Genomic DNA, 19607 nt, shown 5'->3' with positions numbered 1-19607 from the left:
GTACTGTTGCTGTGAATCCTTAATTTGGATAGCTATGGATCAGCTTGCTAATAATACTCATTAGTCGTTAGGTTTGACCGATCTCAATAGCCTGGGATAAGATTTTAATAACACAACCAGAAGAAAGGAACTGTTATGCAAAACACTTCTAGAAAGCATAGGTTTAATGATGTTTTTGAAATTGTTCTGTACGTCATATGCGGAATATCAATTATTTATTTTGGCGTGACTGGAGCTTACGGCAAATGTTTTCAAGCGGGTCTCATCATTATCGTCCTGCTGCTCTTCAGGGGCTTAACCGCATGGACCAAGAGTGACTTGCCTCCCACGCTGCGATTCTGGGTGCTGATCTTTATCGCGATCACGATGATGGTCGCCAACTTATTCGGTATGTATGCTTTTATCCCTCATTTAGATAAGATGGAACATCTGCTGTCTGGCGTTATTCTATTCTTCACAGGACAATTTATCTTGAACAAGATGGCTAAGCGTAAAGGGCTGAGCGGTCTGCCCGCCAACATCATCATCTGGTTCTCCTTCTACTTCGCTGTTGCCATGGCTGGAGTGTGGGAAATTTATGAGTTTACATCCGACCATTTATTTGGACTTACTTCGCAAAATGGCAGTTTAACGGACACGATGTTTGATATCATCTGCGGAACAACGGGCGCTATCGGCGGAGTCTTATATCTGTTCTATAAAGCGCGTAAAGATCCTAATTCCGTAGAAAATGTAGTTGAGAATAAATAAAGCCGAAGGGTTGTCCCTTCGGCTTTTCGCTTAAACATAATTATGAACTAGGTAAAGTGATATCTACGATTGTTCCCTTATTGATTTCACTTGTGATGTTGATACTGCCTTGATGGTCTTTAATGATTTTGTTACTGATCAGTAAACCGAGTCCTGTTCCCTTTTCTTTTGTCGTATAAAAAGGTTCCCCAAGTCTGGAAAGCAGCTCCTGTGACATGCCGCAGCCGTTATCCGAAAAGCGAATAAGGACTTGGTTGTCACTTAGAAGTTTGGTTTGAATACTAATTTCGCCATTTGCTGAGATGGCATCCAGGGAGTTCTTCATGATGTTGATGAATACTTGTTTTAATTGATTTTCTTCACAATTGATCGTAACGGGTGTGCTCGGAAATTTTGTATTGATTTCAATACTCTTTAAATTAGCTTCAGACTCAAGAAACTTTACAACGTTTTCGATGATACTATGCAAAAGAACCGATTTTACATGGAGATTTTGTGGCTTCGCCAAGACAAGCAGCTCACTTACGATAAAGTTGATTCGATCTAGCTCAGAGAGCATAATGTCAGTAAAAGCAGAATTTTTCGAAATTAAGGGTTGTAAATACTGAATAAAGCCTTTTAGTGAGGTAAGAGGATTTCTTATTTCGTGCGCTATACTTGCAGCCAATTCTCCAATGACGGACAGCTTTTCTGTTCTCAGGAGAAGTTCTTCGTTTTGTTTCCTCTCCGTAACATCGCGTGTAACGTTGAAAAAGTGTTGACATTCGCCATCGCTATTGAGAAAAGGCATTCCCCTCGATTCCAAATAAATCCAATCACCATTTTCAAGTTTATATCGATATACACAGGTAATGGGGGTTTTCGATTGAAGCATGTAAGAAAAACGTTCACAGACGGTAGGAGCATCGTCAGGATGGATATTTTTAAAGTTAACTCTATCCTTACCTAGCTTTTTCAGATGTGATGGAGAACTGTACGTTGTATCGCCATTCGTATCAATCACAGAAATGAAGTCTACTGTATTTTCAGCAATGAACCTGTATTGTTCTTCACTCTTACGCAAAGCTTCTTCGGCTCTTTTTCGTTCTGTGATATTGCGTGAAACGACCAGATAGCTTTCGATCTCAGCGTTCTCAGAAAGAATCGGCACACAACGCGACTCCAAATACACCCAAGATCCATTTCTATGTTTTAATCTGACTTCCATTTGAACATTTTTTTTATGGGTAGTGATGGATTGATATTGATCTACAATTGTTTTTACATCATCAGGGTGAATAAGGTCGAAAATATGCGCCTGAAGATATTCATTCGGAGTGTATCCCAAGTGAAGCTCTACGGAAGGAGATACGAATGTTTTTTTCATGTTCAGATCATAGGTGCTTATAATGTCGTTTGTATTTTCTACTAATATCCGGTATTTAGCTTCACTTTCCAGCAAAGCTTCTTCGGCCTTTTTGCGTTCTGTAACATCCCTAGCAATTACAGAAGTGCCGACGATATTCCCTCCTGAATCTCGTATTGGGGAAGCTGTTAGGGATACCTGAATCATCGTACCATCTTTTCGTTTACGTACAGTCTCATATCCCGAGATGTTCTCTCCAAAGAATTTAATCGGATGGAATATCTCTTTGGTCTCGCTTATTAATGTTTCAGGTACCAGACAATAGGGGTCATTGATCAGATCTTGATAGGTCCAGCCATAAATCTTTTCAAAGACACTATTTACGAGAAGTATATTCCCCTGTATGTCCCGAATAGAAATCGCGTCCGTCGTAGTTTCGACAAGAGACTGAAGCATCATGAAGATATGTTCTTGACTTAGATTGGTTCGAAGAGTCTCTTTATCCATGGGCGATCCCTACCTTAATAAGGATTTGATTCTAAGTATATATATTCCATCCTTGTTGTAAAGATCTTTGGGAGTGTATTTCTGGAATGTTGTAATGAGAACGGTCTCTCGTAAAAGGGGCTTGATGCTAAACGGTGAGTTAGATGAATATAGAGTTCCCTCAGTTACATCCTAGCATACGGTGAGTATTAGGAGGTGATGGAACATGGCTCAACCGATAACCATCGGGGCGAATAGTATAGCTAAGATAAACAATCGTTTTTTTCTGATTGTCGAGGTCGAGGCGAAAACAACCGGAGTTGAAATTGATCCTGTATTTGGCGTGCGGACGACCGCGCAACAAGCAGCAGCACTCATTCGTGCTGGGGTAATGCGTACGAAATTTCAGAACTTTGATCCAAAGCCTACTAGCACAACGAAGGTCGAGTTGAAAGGCGTATTGTTTGCCGGTGGACAAATTTTCAAGGTCTTCGACGTGGAAAACTCGACTGACGTATCCGTCTTAGTCCGAATCAACCAAGCACAGGCGCAAAGGCTTATAAAAGCCGGTACTCGTATCATCAAGGTCTATAGAAAACCATTTTAAAGCGGCAAAGGAACTGTTTACTCAGCTCCTAATTTCAAGAAAAAGAAAGGGCTATCCTGTAAAGGATGGCCCTTTCGTCAATACTTGCCGTTACTGAGTGGACGTGCCATTAGCAAAATGATATCCGTATAGAAAAACATTAAGTTCTGTTTGGACTGATTCCAGATTGATTTCTTTTTCATTTAGCCGTTTAAAGTTTTGACTCTCATAAAATCCAAAGTTGCATCGATTGTCTGTATATAGATATATAGATTCTACATCCATATCTTTCATATAATTAGACAAATGCTGGATCAAAGCTTTTCCAACCCCAAGACCTCTAGATTCCTCGGATACAATGAATAACTCTATGCAGCCTTGGAAATCATCTTGTTTCCCTTGGATAATCTCTTTATACGTTTCTTGGATCTTAAAAAATTCTTTAATAGCTTTTTTATTCTCCTTATTAGCTATGGTTACTTTAAGTAGTGAACAGGTAATACTCAAAGTATTATGAGCTTTCCTCAAACGATTTTTGTCCTTTTTCGCATCCCCCAGAATAATACCAATGACCTTATTGTCTTTTACGGCTACTTTGCTAAATGAGCTAGATAAAATGCAACTTTGCAGATAAATGTTTAATACGTTATCCAAAAATTTTGGATCTTTAATCAATTCATGAAGGCCAAATGCCTCGTTAATTAAATGTTTTACGCGGTCATAATCTGCTTGAACCAGTTCTCTATATATAACTTTATCCATGTTTATACACATCCCTTTCATATGACTACTAACCTTATCATGTATAATAGGATGTCCCCTAAGGGAAGAGTCAAGGGCAGGGTAAGGAGAGAACATAAAAGGAAGTGATTCGAATGAAAAACCTGTTTTCTATTGGGGAAGTCGCCGAGATTAAGGATCTTACAATAAAAGCGTTAAGATATTATCACAAAATGGGGATCCTTATTCCAAAGTATATCGATGAGACAACAGGCTACAGATATTATTCTCTAGATCAATTTATTCATATCGATATCATCAAAGGTTGTCGAACATTAGGGACAAGTATCAAAGAACTTCAAGAAATTTTTAAAGAGTGCGACACCGACAAATTAATAAGCTTCTTGCAGCTAAAAAGAATTGAAGCGGAAGAAAATTTGAAAAAGATGAAAGAGGTCATCGAAAATATTGATAGCCTAAAAAACAGTGTCGAGTATTCCCGGAATATATTAAATAATGATCAAATATCGATTCAATTTTTGGAAAAGCGTTATATCATTACAGCCCCTTGCAAAGAAGCGGGAAGTTTAAGAGAGCTGCTCTACTATTCAGACTTGGACAAAATCATCCAAGATAAAAAGGTGAAAACGACCATGGAGGTAGGAATCATATACAGCCTTAATTCAGAGGGGAATGTAGAACCAAGATATGTTTTTAATGGAATTCAAGGAAATGGCAGCATAGAAGCTGATCAAAATATAAACATTTTACCTGAGGGGAAGTATGTAACTTTAGCATATAGTAAAGATAATGAAGAGGAACGTGTAAGAGAAATACTTAACTATGTCGAACAAAATCATTTAAAAGTAAAAAATTATATTGAAGTGGAGCTATACAATGATTTTTTTGATACCGAATCCTATAGTTGTCAAATTCAAATGCTTATAGAAAATGAATAGCAAAGAAGCAGCTTTGCCGAATAAAACGGCAAGCTGCTTTTTATATAAGGAAACTTTCAAGGCTCCTAGTTCTGTTTTTCAATTGTGAACGAGACGGTGGTTCCTGAGCCTAATCTGCTTTCAATTCTCAGATCACTGCCGCAAAACTGTTTTAATCGTCGATGGGTGTTCAACAGCCCGATTCCCGAGCATCGGCTTCTCTGTCTGTCCAGAATATGCTTGACTGTGTCTTCATCGATTCCCACACCGTTATCGGAAACGCATACCTCGACAGAGTGGCCGAGATCGGTAATTCGAATTCGAACTTCCCCACCCTCGCCGCGCTTCATTATGCCATGTGAAACCGCATTTTCGACAAGCGGCTGGATGGTCAAAGGAGGAATGCAGATGTTCACGTCATCGTCGACCTCCCATACAACGTTGAGCCTGTCCTCGAATCGCTGTTTTTGGATAAATAAGTAGGAGCGAATGAGCTTAAGCTCACGGTCCAGCGGTACCGCCCGGTTGGAATTCTCAAAATCGATGCCGAGCCTAAAATAAGTGGTCAGTTCCTCGATTAGATCATCCATTTTATTCGTGTCGATTCTGCTGAGAGCAGATACCGCATTAAACGTATTGATCAAGAAATGAGGCTTGATTTGAGCTTGTAGTAATGCCGCTTCCATCCGCAATCGCTCGTTCACGGTTTTTTTCAGATTGGTCAATGATCTGACCCTGGACTTCAGCACAGTAGCATTCACCGGCTTGGTCACGTAGTCATTGGCGCCGGAGCGAAATCCAGCCTCAATGTCCTTATCCTGACTGCTCGCCGTCAAGAGAAGCACAGGTAGCTCCGCGATGGAAAAACGTTCGCGAATTCGCGCAGTCAGTTCATAACCGGACATGATCGGCATGGTCACATCGGAAATGATCAAATCCCATCCGCCGGATTCCAGCAGCGTGAGTGCTTCCTTGCCGCTGGTCGCCGTGACTACTTCATATGTTTCATCCTCGAAAATCGTCCTCAGCACATTCAGATTGACAGGATCGTCATCGACAGCTAACAATCGAATCCGCTCTGAAGACGAGTTATGAGCTAGTTCAGCATAGGGAGTCATCTGGGCATCGGTAGCTCTGCTGCCTTCGGATACGATGGCGGCCGCAGCTATGAGTGATTCTGTGAGCTCGTCAACAGTCCCTTCCGTGGCAAGCCTTAATGTAAATGTGAATACAGAGCCTTCATTCGGCTTTGAACGAACCTTCAGCGTTCCTCCATGCATTTCGACAAGTTTTTTGCAGATGCTGAGCCCAAGTCCGAATCCGCCTCTGAGTGAAGCCCCGTCCGATGAGGCCTGCTCGTAAGGCTCGAATACTCTGTTCAGCAGCTCTTCATCCATTCCGATGCCCATGTCTGCAACAGATATGCTCGCCCATCCGTCCTGAACGTCAGCCTGTACCGACACTTCGCCTTCATCTGAGTATTTAACAGCGTTGTGCAATAGATTGAACAGGATTTGATTCAGTCTGTTCTCGTCGGCATGAACCAGAGGGAAGCCCGCCGGTATGTGGTTGATCAGCTGGATCGGCTTACCTTCCGTCATAAAGTGAAGCATATCGATGACGCTTGAAGCTACGCCATGTACAGATATGCCTATAAGGTCCAGGCTAATCCGGTTTTCCTTCAATCGAGCCATATCGAGTAGATCGTTCAGCATGTAAGACATGCGGCGGCCAACCTTGGCAAGCATCTGCAGGTCATTGACGCTATTCATCCCGAGTTTGTCCTGCTCTCTCTCTGAGACCGATTGCGAGATGTTAATCATACCGTGCAACGGATTACGCAGTTCATGGGCGACAGTAGACAGGAAATCATCTTTTTGCTTGTCCGCCTGCTTCAGCGTATTCGCCAGCTTATGGGACTCTTCCGACAATCGGAAAAAGCGCTTGAACCAAAACGCCGAGAAACAAATCATCGCAATGATGAGATCGAACGGATAGGAGATCATCTCGATATGTACAATATTGATGATGATGAGCCAAATCATACTGCTGATCGACGCTATAGCAGCCAGGAGCAAGAAGATGTTATCCACATCAATTTTAGCTGTCGACCTGTACATTACAGCTGGTAAAAAGAAGCAAGGGATGAACATCAGAACGATATACAGCTCTTGTAGAGCTAGCACAACGTGTAAAGGTAAGAGCAATACGGATAAAACCGCAATGCCGCATAAAAGCTCATAAGCCAGAGAAGCTCGGCGACGCAGTGATAACGGAAGCTTACCCTTAATTAACTGATGCAGAAAATATCCTCCGGATAGCATACCGAGATAAATGATCTTAAAACTCCATTCATATGTGAATGGAATCCACGTATACAATAACCTTTCTCCGTCCAACAGCGTCGCGAGAATCACGCACAGAATCATCAGGGAGAAGTAGATCAGCCTCTTATCCCGGCCTCCTACCAGGTATAATATAAAGCCGTACAGAACGTGAAGCGCATAAGCGATGCAAGCAACCCAAACCATATTCCTGGAAAAGCTCAAGTCCTTTCTCAGAGTGCTTTCCGGTCCAAATTTAATCGATCGGACGATCCCGCCACTGCGAAAGTTGTCGAAGTTCGAAACCTGGATAACGAGTTCAATCTCGCTCTCGTCCTCTAAGGTAAAGTACGTCGTATACGGAACGTCTAGCGGCGAGTAATTTTCTTTGCTCTCGGCCGGTTTACCAGAATGACCGAGAAGCTGTCCGTTTATATAAACTTCCGATGAGCTATTAATGCTTGGTATGTGGATGCCGTATGAGTTCCCTTTGCCCGGATTCACCAGAATTCTCAAGCGGTAGGTGCCGAAGCCATACTTGTCGTTGCCATATGGCTCATCGTCAAATTTCCAGTTGCCCGGAACTTGAATCCATCTGCTCGAAGAGTGGGTATCCGCTCGGAATGTTCCGTTCTGATATCGGAGAGTACCAGGGTAGAACTCCCATTCGCCGTTTAACGGAAGGGAATGGGAGTTCAGAGAGTCCCAGCCCCGCAGGTCCAATACACCCTGAGAAGCAACCGGATAGTCGGTAGTCGAGTTATATTGCAGCCACAAAAAACGAAAGCCCGTCAAAATGGCCAAAAACAGCGTTGATATGATCCATATTTTCCTCGTTGTCATCATAACTCTACATTTTCGACATCATAGGTAGGATTCCTCTTGAGGCCGGATTTAGCAACAACAAGTCTATGGATTACAAGGCGGCATCCGTTTCCAATATCGGATCGGCGCCGAAGGGATGGTCTACGATATACAGCCAGCTTCCATCCGGCTGCTTTCTCACAATCTCCGAAGTATGACCCTGGATTTGTATCGGATTTCCATCCGCATCCACGGTATGAAGGATATAATGTGCCCGCATCAAAGCCATATTTTCAAAAGGAATGCAGTACATATTTTTGGATACCATGTTGCCTTTCAATTGCAATAGATCCTCAAGGGTTTTGCGAACATGATCGATCCCTTGATCTATGCCGCCATTCGGATTAATCAGAATGCCTTGAGGTTCATATAAGGCAAGCAGACTGTCTATGTTTCCAGAGTTGTAGGCTTCGGCAAATGCAGGGTTCATATCTTCCGGATTCATGACCGGTTTTTTTCGAATAGGGGATTCCATCGTGTCACTTCTTTCAATATGATGTGTGTATGTGTTAGTATATCCGAAGCCCCGCGACATATTAAGTACGCAGAAAATGATGACATAGTCATAAAAATCTGACTATTGTGGAGGTAAAGATGCCATATCAGGACGGGACTTTTGGTTGCCCTGTAGAAGTGGGGCTTCAAAGAATTAGTGGGAAGTGGAAGCCGAGGATTATTTATGAACTACTGCAGGAAACACGGCGTTTTGGTGAACTTCAGCGACTTATTCCAGACGTGTCCAGGCATGTCCTAACAACACAGCTTCGGGAGCTTGAAAAAGATGGTATAGTCAATCGTACTGCGTTTTTAACGATGCCGCCGAAGGTTGAATATTCATTAACCGATTTTGGAAAAAGCCTGGAACCTATTTTGGAGCAAATGATAAAAGTGGGGGAGCATTACATTTCTTTGCAGAAGAACGAAACGAATAATACAGGGAGTTAGAACCTGTTAGTGTAGACGGTGCGATGAACGAGCTTCCCTTATGATGCAAAAGACGCCCCCATCCCCACTTTAATAGTGATTATGGAGGCGTCTTTTAATACTGCCTATCGCGTTCTTTCCACGTAATTAAAAATAGCATTTCTCAACTCAAACTCATACGTCAATCCATCCACGATCCCCACAACCTTATCGCTATCATACAAATCAAGTAAAAATCCCGCCATTTCCTGTGCGGTATGAAACTTTGGCACAGTACCGTGATATTCGAAATCCTTGACATCGAAAGCATGCTTCGCGAATTCTGTTTCTGTTGCGGCAGGTGCCAATACTTTTGCTTGCATACGTGCACCTTGGCTTTTAAGTTCATGTGAAAGTCCTTCAGTAAAGGCACTTACATAAAACTTGGTCGCGCAGTACGTAACGGCATTTCCCACAATCGTATAACCACCGCCAGATGAAACGTTAATTAATTGTGTTCCTTCAACATTTGCGTAGTCACGAACGAATAGAGAGGATAGTATGGTTAACGCTTCAATGTTTAAATGCAGCATAGTCTCGATCTTGTTTAAATTTTGATTGCCAATAGATGCAAAGTTACCAAATCCCGCATTGTTCATCCACGTTTCGATTTCGAACTCTTGCAGGCTATCGTAAAGCTTATAAGCATTGTCAGCAACAGATAAGTCAGTCGTCCGAATGACAACATCTACATCAGGATGGTTACGTGCGATTTCAGACTTTAATTCCTCCAACTGCTCCTTTCTGCGGGCTACAATGACTAAGTTTTTTCCGCGAGATGCAAAAGCTAGGGCAGTTTCATAACCAATACCTGAACTGGCGCCTGTAATAACGGTATATTTCATGTGAGTTCCTCCTCATTTTATCCGTAAGAATGTATTATGAACCAACTACGATTTGATTATATAGCTTAAGTAAACTAGGAAATCATTTAGGCACCCAACTGGATATAACCGGCAACAATCAACAAGGATGAATGATCCTATTCCCGGGCATGTTAGTTAAAAACAGGTCTAGGAGTGTGATCAGGGGATGTCCAGAAGGAATAGGAAATATGCGGTGCCGGGAGCCGAACGTGGGATGCAGGCGTTTAAGGCCGAAGTGATGAGGCAGGAAGGCTATGATGTCGATCCTAATCGGCCGGACGATGTGAAATATGAAGTAGCAAAAGAACTCGGCGTTCCGTTAGAACCAGGCGGCAATGGTGATTTGACCACAGAGTCGGTCGGTCAGGTTGGCGGAAAAATTGGCGGATCCATGGTTCGCGAAATGATCCGGCTCGCACAGCAGCAGATGGTGGACAAAGAAAGTAAGTAGAACTTTTATAAAAGCACCTTATTAAAGGGAGAGCTTCTGCAGCTCTCTTTTATTTTATTTTATTTTTGAGAGGGCTATGCCGGAAATGGTATAATTTCAAAAAGGCTGGTTTATAGTAGGAGGCGTAGATGATGAGAGATGATCTTTTGGCAAAGCTGGATGAATTACATGAAGAAGATGAATTTCAAGAAATCGTAGATGCAATTATGGAGATTCCTGCAGAGGATAGAGATTATGTACTGATCAGTCACCTGGGCAGAGCGATGAATAATCTTGAAGCGTACGAAGAGGCAATTGAACAGTTCTTAACCATTGCAGAAGAGGGCAAAGATGATCCGCTGTGGCATTACCGCATAGGGCTTGCCTATTACTACCTCGATCGGTATGAGGATGCCTTGAGGGAATTCGAAGCAGCAGACAAGCTGGAACCCGGGGATGAGGATACGCTGGAGTTCCTGGATGATATCCGGAGTAAAATGGCTTCTGAAGCTATCGATGAGCAGGCTGCCGAACCATTGGAGAAGACGCATGCAGAGGTCATTACGGAGTCCGAGTCCGTTACTGAGCCTGCGGTCGACCCGGATACCCGCGCCGAAGCATCGGGCTTCTGGAATGATAGCGAGCATGCGTTAGAACAATACGTTTCAGAACCGCCCACAGATGAAATGATCGATTCCGTGGAAGAAAAACTGGTCTTTAAGCTGCCAGCTTCCTATATTGAGATGATGAAGCTACATAACGGGGGCATTCCTCGAAACCGGTGCTTTCCTATAGGGGAAGCAGCTTCCGAAGCAAAAGAACATGTTACCATCTCAGGCATTTTGGGAATTGGACATGATAAAAAACACTCGCTGTGTGGGGAATTGGGCAGCCGGTTTGTCATTGAAAATGGAGGTTATCCTGAAATCGGCGTGGTTATTTGCGACTGTCCTTCCGATTCGGAGGTGGTCATGCTGGATTACCGTGAATCCTTGAATGATGGCGAACCCGAGGTGGTCCATGTCGACAGAGAGAATAACTACAAGATAACCAGACTGGCAGTAAACTTCGAGGCTTTTATTCGCGGATTGGTGAAAGAGAATGACTCATATAAGGGAACTAACTAAGCATAAAAGCCTCACAAAAAAGCCACTTCGGAAAGAAGCGGCTTTTTTCGATTCTAACCGACGCTTATTCGAAAAAATCATGACCAGGTTGGCGCCCGTTCGTCTCATGACTCGGTAACCGCTTGAACTGGCCGTTGCGGAATTTGTCTCTTGACCCTAACATTAATGTCAGGGTTTATAATCAAATTGAACCAACGAAGCAGGAGGCGTAGAAACATGAGAATCGGTGAACTTGCAGCACGTACCGGCGTCAGCGTCCGCTCGCTCCGTTATTATGAGCAGCAGGGATTGCTTACGCCCATCCGGTGCGAGAACGGCTACCGGGAATATTCGGCTTTTGCGGAAGAGCAGGTGCGGACGATACAGTTGTACCTCAATCTCGGATTGTCGACGGAGCAGATCGCCGGTTTTCTGCACTGCGTCCTGATCAATAAAGAAGCATTCTGCCAGGAAGTGCTCCCCATTTACCGCCAGAAGCTTGCGGAGATCGAAGCACAAATCAACACGCTGCAGAGCATCAAATCGAATCTGCAGGAGCGCATGCAGTCGATTTTGGATGAACGGGGAAATCAGGAAAGCGAGGAATGAGCAATGAGTTTGCGAGCCATCAGTTCAGCATCTTTTCAAGAATCGATTCAGGAGAATAAGGTCACGATGGTGGATTTCAGCACGAAGTGGTGCCCGCCCTGCAAAAAGCTGCATCCCATTCTGGAAGAATTGGAAGGCGAAGAGAAGAACCGGCTATCGATTTTCCATGTGGATTGCGACGAATCCCCAGAGCTTGCTTCAGAATTTAGCATCATGGCCGCACCGACTGTGATTGTGTTCCATAACGGCGAGCCTGTCGATAAACTGATCGGTCTCCGGCCAAAGGGCGTATATCAGGCAGCACTTGCCCGGTATGCACCATAAACTGAACATGAAAGCCAGCAGCCTTGGAGCATATAGCGCCAGGGTTATTGCTGGTAAAACCCAAGCATCCGCCGGATGCTTTTTTGTTTTTCAAAATACATAATTAATAGTTTGATTTACTTATATCGCTATAATAGCGTAATGCTTTATAATATAGCAGAACCTTACATATCTTATCTGTTTGGAGTAACAAAGGCCGAAAGGAAGTAAACCCTTGTTTGAAACGCTGCTTTTGAATTTCCTGTTTTTACTGTTTCCCGTCGTCATATTTCTGATTTTCTTTGAAAATAGGCCAAATTCGTATAGTCACAAAGTTCTTGTTTTACTATCGGCCGTGGCGATGAGTCTCTGTATTGCTAAACCTATTAAACTTGAAATCGGGTTTATTTTTGACTTAAGATACATTCCGTTTATTATCGTGGCTCTTTATGGAGGGTACAGGAATGTACTCCCGTTATATCTCATCTTAAATATTTATCGATTCTATGTGGGTGGAGATGGAACGATTCAGTCCTTTCTTTTTTCAACAACGGTCATGATTTTAGTGCCTTATTTTAGCCAAAAATTCGTAAAACTAAATTCTAAACATCGAATTATTTGGGCAACCGCCACTTCTTTTTTAACTATAGGGTATTACCTGTTTACTTTAAGCTTTGTTCATGAGGCGCTGAACAGACAGTTCTGGATTCTCACCATCAACGCCTTGACGACTTATGTGGGAGTAACGATTATCATCATGATTTTAATAGAAAAGATCATTGCTAATATTAAAAATCGTGACCGGATGGTGCAATCGGAAAGATTAAATGTTGTCAGTGAGTTAGCGGCTAGTGTATCCCATGAAATTAGAAATCCGCTTACGGTTACAAGTGGTTTTCTGCAGCTACTGAATAAATCCCAGACCCTAACGCTGGATGAAAAAGAATATGTGGAATTGTCTTTACAGGAACTTAAACGAGCTGAAAAAATAGTTAGCGATTATCTCTCTTTTGCCAAACCGCAATCCGAAAACATGGTTTATTCCAACATGAGTGCGGAGCTCGAGTATACCAAAAATATCATTATGCCGTATGCCTCTATTCATAAAGTAGAAGTTGAGTTTAGTTTTAATAACTCGCTAAATAAACATTACGATCGGAATCAAATTCAGCAATGTTTCATTAATTTATATAAAAACGGTATTGAAGCGATGAAAGAAAAGGGCGGCGGCACGTTATTTATTGATATATCGGAAAGAGGGCAAAATATTATCATCAACATCCAGGACACCGGAATCGGTATGACCAAGGAAGAAATATCACGTCTGGGTAAACCTTATTATTCTACAAAAGAAGAAGGAACAGGCCTCGGCATGCTCATGATCTACAGTACCATCTATAAAGTGAAAGGGACCATAGAAGTCGAGAGCGAAAAGGACAAAGGCACAACGTTCCTTATAACGATACCTACTTAATATCTCCACTCGGAATCCTAGACGATACGCTTGTCCCTACATTGTTGGGCTGAGCAGCTGGTCAATCTTTGCTTGCGCCATACTCCCACCGGTATATTCGAAGTCCCGGAGATTTACGTCTCCGGGGCTTATTTTGACCTATAAGGTTACTGACTTGTTCGTCCTGTGGACCAACAGCTCTTCGCTGACAGGATGGTGTCTTTTGAGCAGCAGGAACAAAAAAGGTATCGCGATGACAACAGATTGGGAAAGGGCCCATTCATATACGAATGAAATTTTATCGTAAAATGACTCTAGCAGAACTCCAAATTCGTGAATTTAAAAGCCAGTCTCCGCTTAATGATATACTAATCAAATGGACAAATTAAACCTAAATAAACATACGCATGATACGCGAGCAGAAAGGGGGAGAGGCAACATGTCAAACCGGAAGTGGTCCTTCGGACTGATCGCCCTCGTTCTTATTTTTGGATATGTACTCATTCGCTTTTTCGATTCCACGACAAAGGTAGATGATTTGGTACAGCGCATGGAACATGACAAGACTTCAGCTTCACCTGCCAAGCATATCGTTCTGATCGCGCAGGAGCTCGACAATCCGTTCTGGCGGGAAATGGAGCAGGGGGCAGATCAAGCGGCGGACAAACTAGGGATGAAGATCGACTACATGGGGCCAATCCGGATCGATCCTTCCGAGCAGATGAGACTCCTGGAGAAATCCATTGCCGCGAAGCCGGATGCGATCCTGGTGCAGGGTATTGGCAATCCGGAGTATGACCAGCTGATTGGCAAAGCGGTAGATCAGGGAATACCCGTTCTAACCGTCGATGCGGATGAGCCGGGGAGCCGGCGCCTGGCATATGTGGGCACGGATAACCGTAAGGCGGGAGAGCAGCTGGGTGAGCTTGTGGTTAAAAATGAAGCGAGGAACGGTCAGATTGGCGTCATCATCGGTAGTGAGGCGGACAATCAGCGGCTTCGCTTAGAAGGTTTTCGTTCCGTCATCTCGGCAGCGCCCGGTTTTCAGATCATTGATGTTCGCTCATCCAATATTTCACGTATCGGCGCGGCCGAGCAGGCGGAGGCGATGCTGAAGCAGCACCCGGATATCAGCACGATCGTCGGATTCAGTGCACTGGATGCGGCAGGCATTGTGGAGGGCGTAACTGCAGCCGGTCAGGAAGATGTAAGCGTGTACGGATTCGACGATTTGGAAGTGACCCGAAAAGGGATCTCCGAGGGCGATATTAAGGCTTCCGTTGTGCAGCAGCCAGGAGAAATCGGCGCCAAAGCCGTTTATCTATTGGATCAATGGTTTAAGGGTGAAAAGCTGTCCACACCCTATTTTATTCCCACAAACATTATGGACGGGGAACATATGCAGGCAGGGGGAAGCAACCGATGAATATGCGCAGAATGCTGTTCATTGTCATCCCGCTGCTCTTCATTTTGAATAACGCGGTATCCTTCTTTGTGTTCCAAAGTGGACGGACGGTGCAGCAAAGCTATAATATGATGCTGGATCGGGTATTATTATACAAACAGATTGATCAGAAAACGCAGGAAAATCTGCGTGCAATAAGCGTATATATCACAGACCGCAGCGCAAGCAGTCTTCGGGCATATCAAGGCCAGAGCGATGAACTGAAGGATCTGCAGTCAAGCCTGTCCGCCCAACCTGCGATTTCATCTACCGAACTGACAGTTCGGAGTTATCAGCATATGCTAGATACATTTATTGGACAGGAAAAAAGCATCATCGAAGCATTAAACAGCCAGACGCCGCTCGCCTATGCCGCTTCTTATACGGAGGCTGAGAAAACAGCCGCTTTTATCCAGGAAGAAGCCTATCAACTGATTGACCAGGAGCTCAGCTACTATCAGCCGATCTACCGGAAGATTCTCGTGCAGACGGAAGTGATGAATCACTGGGGAGTCGCCGTTTTCGTACTGAATACGGTCATCAGCGTGCTGTTTGCTTACTGGATTTCGCTGCGGATTACACGGCCTATCAACGAGCTGGTTCAGACCGCTGAAGAAATCTCAGGCGGCAACCTGCAGGTCGTTCCTCCCCAGATGAGTACGCATGACGAATTTCGGATTCTATCGGAAGCCTTCGGACAAATGCAGGAGAATCTGAAGCTGCTCATTCAAAAAGAGAAGGAAAGTTCGGAGAAGGACCGTCTTGTGAAGGAACTGGAGCTTGCGGTGCTGCAAAATCAAATCAATCCACATTTTCTGTTCAATTCCTTGAACGTACTGTCCAAGCTGGCTTTGATTGAGGGTGCGGAAAAAACGAGCGATCTGACCGTATCCATGTCGAATCTGCTCCGGTATAATCTCCGGCAATTGGATCGCCCTGTTCCTCTGCGGGATGAGGTGGAGCATGCCAAAGAATATTTCATTATCCAGCAGGCCCGTTTCCGTGAACGGATCCGGTTCGAAACCGAGATTGATGAGGCGGGACTGGATGTATTGGTGCCCGTGCTGACGCTGCAGCCGATCCTCGAAAATGTGTTTGTGCACGCCATCGAAGGCATGGAAGAAGGGGCGGTCATCAAACTGGCCATTCAGTGCAAACCAGATGAAACCTGGGTAGCCATTTCGGATAATGGGGTCGGTATGAGTGAGGATGTCCGCGAATCGCTGCTTCATTATGATGAGGAGCTTCCTAGGGAACGGGATAATCCGGAGAAAAGCCATTCCACCGGACTTGGCACGCGTAACGTGTTCAAGCGGCTGGAGCTATTTTATAACCAAAAGGATATGATCAGCATTCAGAGTGAGCCGGGTAAGGGGACAACGGTTCTCATACAGATACCTAGTACTGGAAAGGGGGAAGAGCATGTATCGTCTACTGATCGCGGATGATGAAGCGCTTGAACGTGAAGGCATTGAATGGATCGTGAACCGGATGATGCCGGATACTTTTGAAATCCACCATGCGGAAAACGGACGGATTGCCATTCAGAAGGCGGCGGAGTTCCATCCTCATATCGTGATGATGGACGTCCGAATGCCGGGAATTCAGGGACTTGAGGCATTGAAGGAAATCAAGGCACAGAATCCTCAGGTTAAGATGGTTTTGGTTACCGCTTACGAATACTTCGAATATGCCAAGCAGGCTCTTTCCCTTGGTGTTCAGGAGTATTTGGTCAAGCCGGCCAAAAGGGACCAGATCGCATCCGTCCTCATGCGGCTCGTGAATGAGATTAAAGCAGACCGGAGACAACGCAATGAACAGCTTGCCGTCCGGGACAAGTTCTTTCAGCTGCTACCGCTGGGGGAAACGGAAATAGCCCTTCACTTCATGTCCGATCAGGTCAATGAGACTGAGGTGGAGCATCTGGCGGATATACTGGGGATTTCCATCCATAAAGGATGCGCGCTCGTGCTAGCTTTTCCGGAGCTCGGAGATGAGAAGAAGAAAGTATACGACACGGTCAAAGGCTTGACGCATGGAATGACCAAAGACCGCTGGGGCGCCGTTGTCAGCTCCATGGTTCATAGTCATATGGCCGTATTTCTGCTTGAAAAGCCGCAGACTGGAATGGAGGCGATCCAGGAAGGCGCTGTGCAGCTGGGGACGAAGCTGGCTGAGGCTCTTACCGGGCGGTATGGAATTACAATCTCTGTAGGCATCGGTTCCGTACAGCCAGAGGTAACGGGGATCCGTAGATCCTATTATGAAGCCGTTTTCGCATCGAAATTCGAGAACAAATGGGGAAGCCTCTGCCGTTTCGAGGATTTGAGTATGGCTGACCGGAATGGATCAGGCAAAGCCACTTCTCAGATGCCTGGTGAAGCTTCGGCAGAAGAGAGCACATACGTGGAGCTGGCCATCAGGCAAATCCGCGAGGAGCGAGAGCAGAGCACAACGAATATGTTGGACCGGGCACTCGATTATATCCGGGAGAAGTTCCAAGAGGAGATCTCGCTTGAAGATGCGGCCGAGCATGTTCACCTGAACCCATATTATTTCAGCAAAGTATTCAAGCAGCAAACCGGAGAAACCTTCATCGATTATGTAACGAGGCTTCGCATTGATAAGGCCAAGGATATGATGAAGAACGGGGAACTGAGCATGAAAGAGGTCTGTTATGCGGTTGGCTACAAGGACCCCAACTATTTCAGTCGCGTGTTTAAAAAGGTGACGGGAGTAACGCCATCGGAGTACCGTGTACAGCTTCAATAAGATTGGGAGTCCATGTCATCAGTCCATGTCATCAGACATGGACTTTTTTGTTGTGGTTAGGTGAATTTGTGCTAGTCAGATGGCCCCACGGTGAATAGGAAAAGGAGCCGGGGCAATATTATGCTGAGATAACGCAAATAAGTGAAGGGAATAGGTCACGTTCTGAGATATAGCCCATGATACAATTATTGTAGATTCAGGAGATTCATCGATAGGAGTCTTCTGAAGTGAATATTTGATTAGAAGGGACATCAGATGATGAGCTCAAATATACAAGAACAAAACGAACAGCAGAAAGTCAGCATGAAGTTCGTGACCTTGGTATCCATTGTTGCCGCTTTAGGCGGATTGCTGTTTGGCTTCGATACAGCCGTTGTATCGGGAGCCATCGGTTTTATGAAAGACCGCTTCGATTTAAGTGAGTTTCAGGTAGGCTGGGCGGTTTCCAGCTTGATTATCGGTTGTATCGTTGGTGCACTCAGCACGGGTGTGCTGAGCGATAAATTTGGCCGCAAAAAAATACTGATTACGGCTGCGATTCTGTTTATTATCGGTTCGGTTGGATCCGCTATCCCAGGTACATTCAGCGGATTTATTATTGCCCGGATGATTGGCGGTCTTGGCATCGGTATTACTTCGACATTGTCTCCTCTCTATAATGCGGAAATTGCACCGGCAAAATACCGGGGACGTCTCGTAGCGCTGAATCAGCTTGCTACCGTAACGGGGATCTTCCTCGTCTACTTCACCAACCTGTGGATCTCGAATCTGGGAGACGCGGCATGGGATGTGTCGACTGCTTGGCGGTGGATGTTTGCGTCCGGCGTGATTCCCGGCATCTTGTTCCTGGTGCTGCTGTTCCTGGTGCCTGAAAGCCCAAGATGGCTGATCAAGCAGGGGCGTGCTGCGGAATCCCTTCCGATCCTGCTCCGGATTCATGGCGAGGAGCTGGCCAAGCAGGAAGTGCTGGATATTAAGGAATCATTCAAGCAGGAAAAAGGATCCTTCCGTCAGCTGTTCAGTCCAGGCCTGAGAATGGCAATGATCGTGGGCGTAGGTCTGGCGATCCTTCAGCAGGTTACGGGTATCAACGCAGTCATGTACTATGCTCCGGAAATCTTTAAGGAGACGGGTGCGGGTACGAATGCCGCATTGATCCAAACCATTCTTGTTGGTTTGATTAACTTCCTGTTTACGATCTTGGCCATTTGGCTCATCGATAAAGTCGGACGCAAAGTATTGCTGCTTGTCGGGTCTTCAGCCATGACGATCTGTCTTGCGGTCATCGGTATCGCGTTCCAGACGGGCCATACTTCGGGGCCATTGGTGCTCATTTTTATTCTAATTTATGTAGCTGCATTTGCGGTTTCACTCGGACCGGTTGTATGGGTTGTCATCTCAGAAATCTTCCCGAACCGGGTTCGCGGCATCGCTACATCGATTGCCTCCATGGCATTATGGGCTGCCGACTATGTGGTATCTCAAGCCTTTCCTCCGATGCTTGCTTCAGCAGGTCCGGCGATTACCTTCTGGATATTCGGCATTATGTCTCTGATTACGTTCTTCTTCACCTTGCGTGTGATTCCGGAAACCAAGGGGAAATCCCTGGAGGATATCGAGTCGCTGTGGGCACCGAAAGCTTAGCAGC

At 44.9% G+C, this 19607-nt stretch carries 18 protein-coding genes; 13 read left to right on the top strand and 5 right to left on the bottom strand.

Annotation, left to right across the window (positions count from 1 at the left end; all coding sequences use genetic code 11):
* Positions 1 to 135 precede the first annotated feature (135 nt).
* Complete coding sequence (locus tag MUG84_RS14585) at positions 136 to 750, top strand: DUF2238 domain-containing protein (protein ID WP_244725811.1); 615 nt, start codon at positions 136 to 138, stop codon at positions 748 to 750.
* 40 nt (positions 751 to 790) lie between these two features.
* Here the strand turns inward: MUG84_RS14585 and MUG84_RS14580 are convergent, their stop codons facing one another.
* Positions 791 to 2602: a PAS domain-containing sensor histidine kinase gene (locus tag MUG84_RS14580; protein ID WP_244725809.1), complete on the bottom strand. Its 1812-nt coding sequence runs from the start codon at positions 2600 to 2602 to the stop codon at positions 791 to 793.
* A gap of 205 nt (positions 2603 to 2807) precedes the next feature.
* Here MUG84_RS14580 and MUG84_RS14575 point away from each other — a divergent pair, with 205 nt between their 5' ends.
* A complete protein-coding gene (locus MUG84_RS14575; RefSeq protein WP_244725807.1) occupies positions 2808 to 3188 on the top strand; it encodes a hypothetical protein in 381 nt (126 codons plus the stop codon).
* Positions 3189 to 3278: 90 nt separating this feature from the next.
* Here the strand turns inward: MUG84_RS14575 and MUG84_RS14570 are convergent, their stop codons facing one another.
* Complete coding sequence (locus tag MUG84_RS14570; protein WP_244725804.1) at positions 3279 to 3929, bottom strand: GNAT family N-acetyltransferase; 651 nt, start codon at positions 3927 to 3929, stop codon at positions 3279 to 3281.
* Positions 3930 to 4042: 113 nt separating this feature from the next.
* On the opposite strand from MUG84_RS14570, the gene MUG84_RS14565 reads away from it, so the two are divergent.
* Positions 4043 to 4846: a MerR family transcriptional regulator gene (locus tag MUG84_RS14565; protein WP_244725802.1), complete on the top strand. Its 804-nt coding sequence runs from the start codon at positions 4043 to 4045 to the stop codon at positions 4844 to 4846.
* A gap of 65 nt (positions 4847 to 4911) precedes the next feature.
* Here the strand turns inward: MUG84_RS14565 and MUG84_RS14560 are convergent, their stop codons facing one another.
* Positions 4912 to 7995 (bottom strand): hybrid sensor histidine kinase/response regulator, encoded by a 3084-nt coding sequence (locus MUG84_RS14560; protein ID WP_244725799.1) that lies wholly within the window; start codon positions 7993 to 7995, stop codon positions 4912 to 4914.
* A 70-nt stretch (positions 7996 to 8065) separates the two neighbouring features.
* The gene (locus tag MUG84_RS14555) at positions 8066 to 8488 is read right to left on the bottom strand and encodes a YybH family protein (RefSeq protein ID WP_244725797.1); all 423 of its coding nucleotides are present in this window, start codon (positions 8486 to 8488) and stop codon (positions 8066 to 8068) included.
* Positions 8489 to 8607: 119 nt separating this feature from the next.
* Here MUG84_RS14555 and MUG84_RS14550 point away from each other — a divergent pair, with 119 nt between their 5' ends.
* Positions 8608 to 8958: a winged helix-turn-helix transcriptional regulator gene (locus MUG84_RS14550; RefSeq protein WP_244725795.1), complete on the top strand. Its 351-nt coding sequence runs from the start codon at positions 8608 to 8610 to the stop codon at positions 8956 to 8958.
* A 104-nt stretch (positions 8959 to 9062) separates the two neighbouring features.
* Here the strand turns inward: MUG84_RS14550 and MUG84_RS14545 are convergent, their stop codons facing one another.
* A complete protein-coding gene (locus tag MUG84_RS14545) occupies positions 9063 to 9821 on the bottom strand; it encodes an SDR family NAD(P)-dependent oxidoreductase (RefSeq protein WP_244725792.1) in 759 nt (252 codons plus the stop codon).
* Between the two features lie 187 nt (positions 9822 to 10008).
* Between MUG84_RS14545 and MUG84_RS14540 the strand changes: the two genes are divergently transcribed.
* The 9 genes from MUG84_RS14540 to MUG84_RS14500 all read left to right on the top strand — a co-directional run bounded on the left by MUG84_RS14540 (position 10009) and on the right by MUG84_RS14500 (position 19603).
* Positions 10009 to 10293 carry an alpha/beta-type small acid-soluble spore protein gene (locus MUG84_RS14540; protein ID WP_244725790.1) on the top strand — a complete coding sequence of 95 codons (285 nt, stop codon included), beginning with the start codon at positions 10009 to 10011 and terminating at the stop codon, positions 10291 to 10293.
* Positions 10294 to 10424: 131 nt separating this feature from the next.
* Complete coding sequence (locus MUG84_RS14535; RefSeq protein ID WP_244726092.1) at positions 10425 to 11399, top strand: SMI1/KNR4 family protein; 975 nt, start codon at positions 10425 to 10427, stop codon at positions 11397 to 11399.
* A 216-nt stretch (positions 11400 to 11615) separates the two neighbouring features.
* On the top strand, positions 11616 to 11987 hold the full coding sequence (locus MUG84_RS14530; RefSeq protein WP_244725788.1) for a MerR family transcriptional regulator: 372 nt from the start codon (positions 11616 to 11618) through the stop codon (positions 11985 to 11987).
* 3 nt (positions 11988 to 11990) lie between these two features.
* A complete protein-coding gene (locus MUG84_RS14525; RefSeq protein WP_244725785.1) occupies positions 11991 to 12311 on the top strand; it encodes a thioredoxin family protein in 321 nt (106 codons plus the stop codon).
* Between the two features lie 214 nt (positions 12312 to 12525).
* A complete protein-coding gene (locus MUG84_RS14520) occupies positions 12526 to 13764 on the top strand; it encodes an ATP-binding protein (RefSeq protein WP_244725783.1) in 1239 nt (412 codons plus the stop codon).
* Between the two features lie 418 nt (positions 13765 to 14182).
* Complete coding sequence (locus tag MUG84_RS14515) at positions 14183 to 15169, top strand: substrate-binding domain-containing protein (RefSeq protein ID WP_244725781.1); 987 nt, start codon at positions 14183 to 14185, stop codon at positions 15167 to 15169.
* Complete coding sequence (locus MUG84_RS14510) at positions 15166 to 16635, top strand: sensor histidine kinase (RefSeq protein WP_244725779.1); 1470 nt, start codon at positions 15166 to 15168, stop codon at positions 16633 to 16635. The genes MUG84_RS14515 and MUG84_RS14510 overlap by 4 nt, the downstream gene beginning before the upstream one ends.
* The gene (locus MUG84_RS14505) at positions 16610 to 17959 is read left to right on the top strand and encodes an AraC family transcriptional regulator (RefSeq protein ID WP_244725777.1); all 1350 of its coding nucleotides are present in this window, start codon (positions 16610 to 16612) and stop codon (positions 17957 to 17959) included. The genes MUG84_RS14510 and MUG84_RS14505 overlap by 26 nt, the downstream gene beginning before the upstream one ends.
* A 255-nt stretch (positions 17960 to 18214) precedes the next feature.
* Complete coding sequence (locus tag MUG84_RS14500) at positions 18215 to 19603, top strand: sugar porter family MFS transporter (RefSeq protein WP_425313226.1); 1389 nt, start codon at positions 18215 to 18217, stop codon at positions 19601 to 19603.
* Positions 19604 to 19607: the final 4 nt, after the last annotated feature.

It is taken from the genome of Paenibacillus mangrovi (assembly GCF_022898935.1).
Classification (GTDB): Bacteria; Bacillota; Bacilli; order Paenibacillales; family Paenibacillaceae; genus Paenibacillus_AQ; species Paenibacillus_AQ mangrovi.
This window is presented reverse-complemented; position numbering and strand designations above follow the sequence as displayed.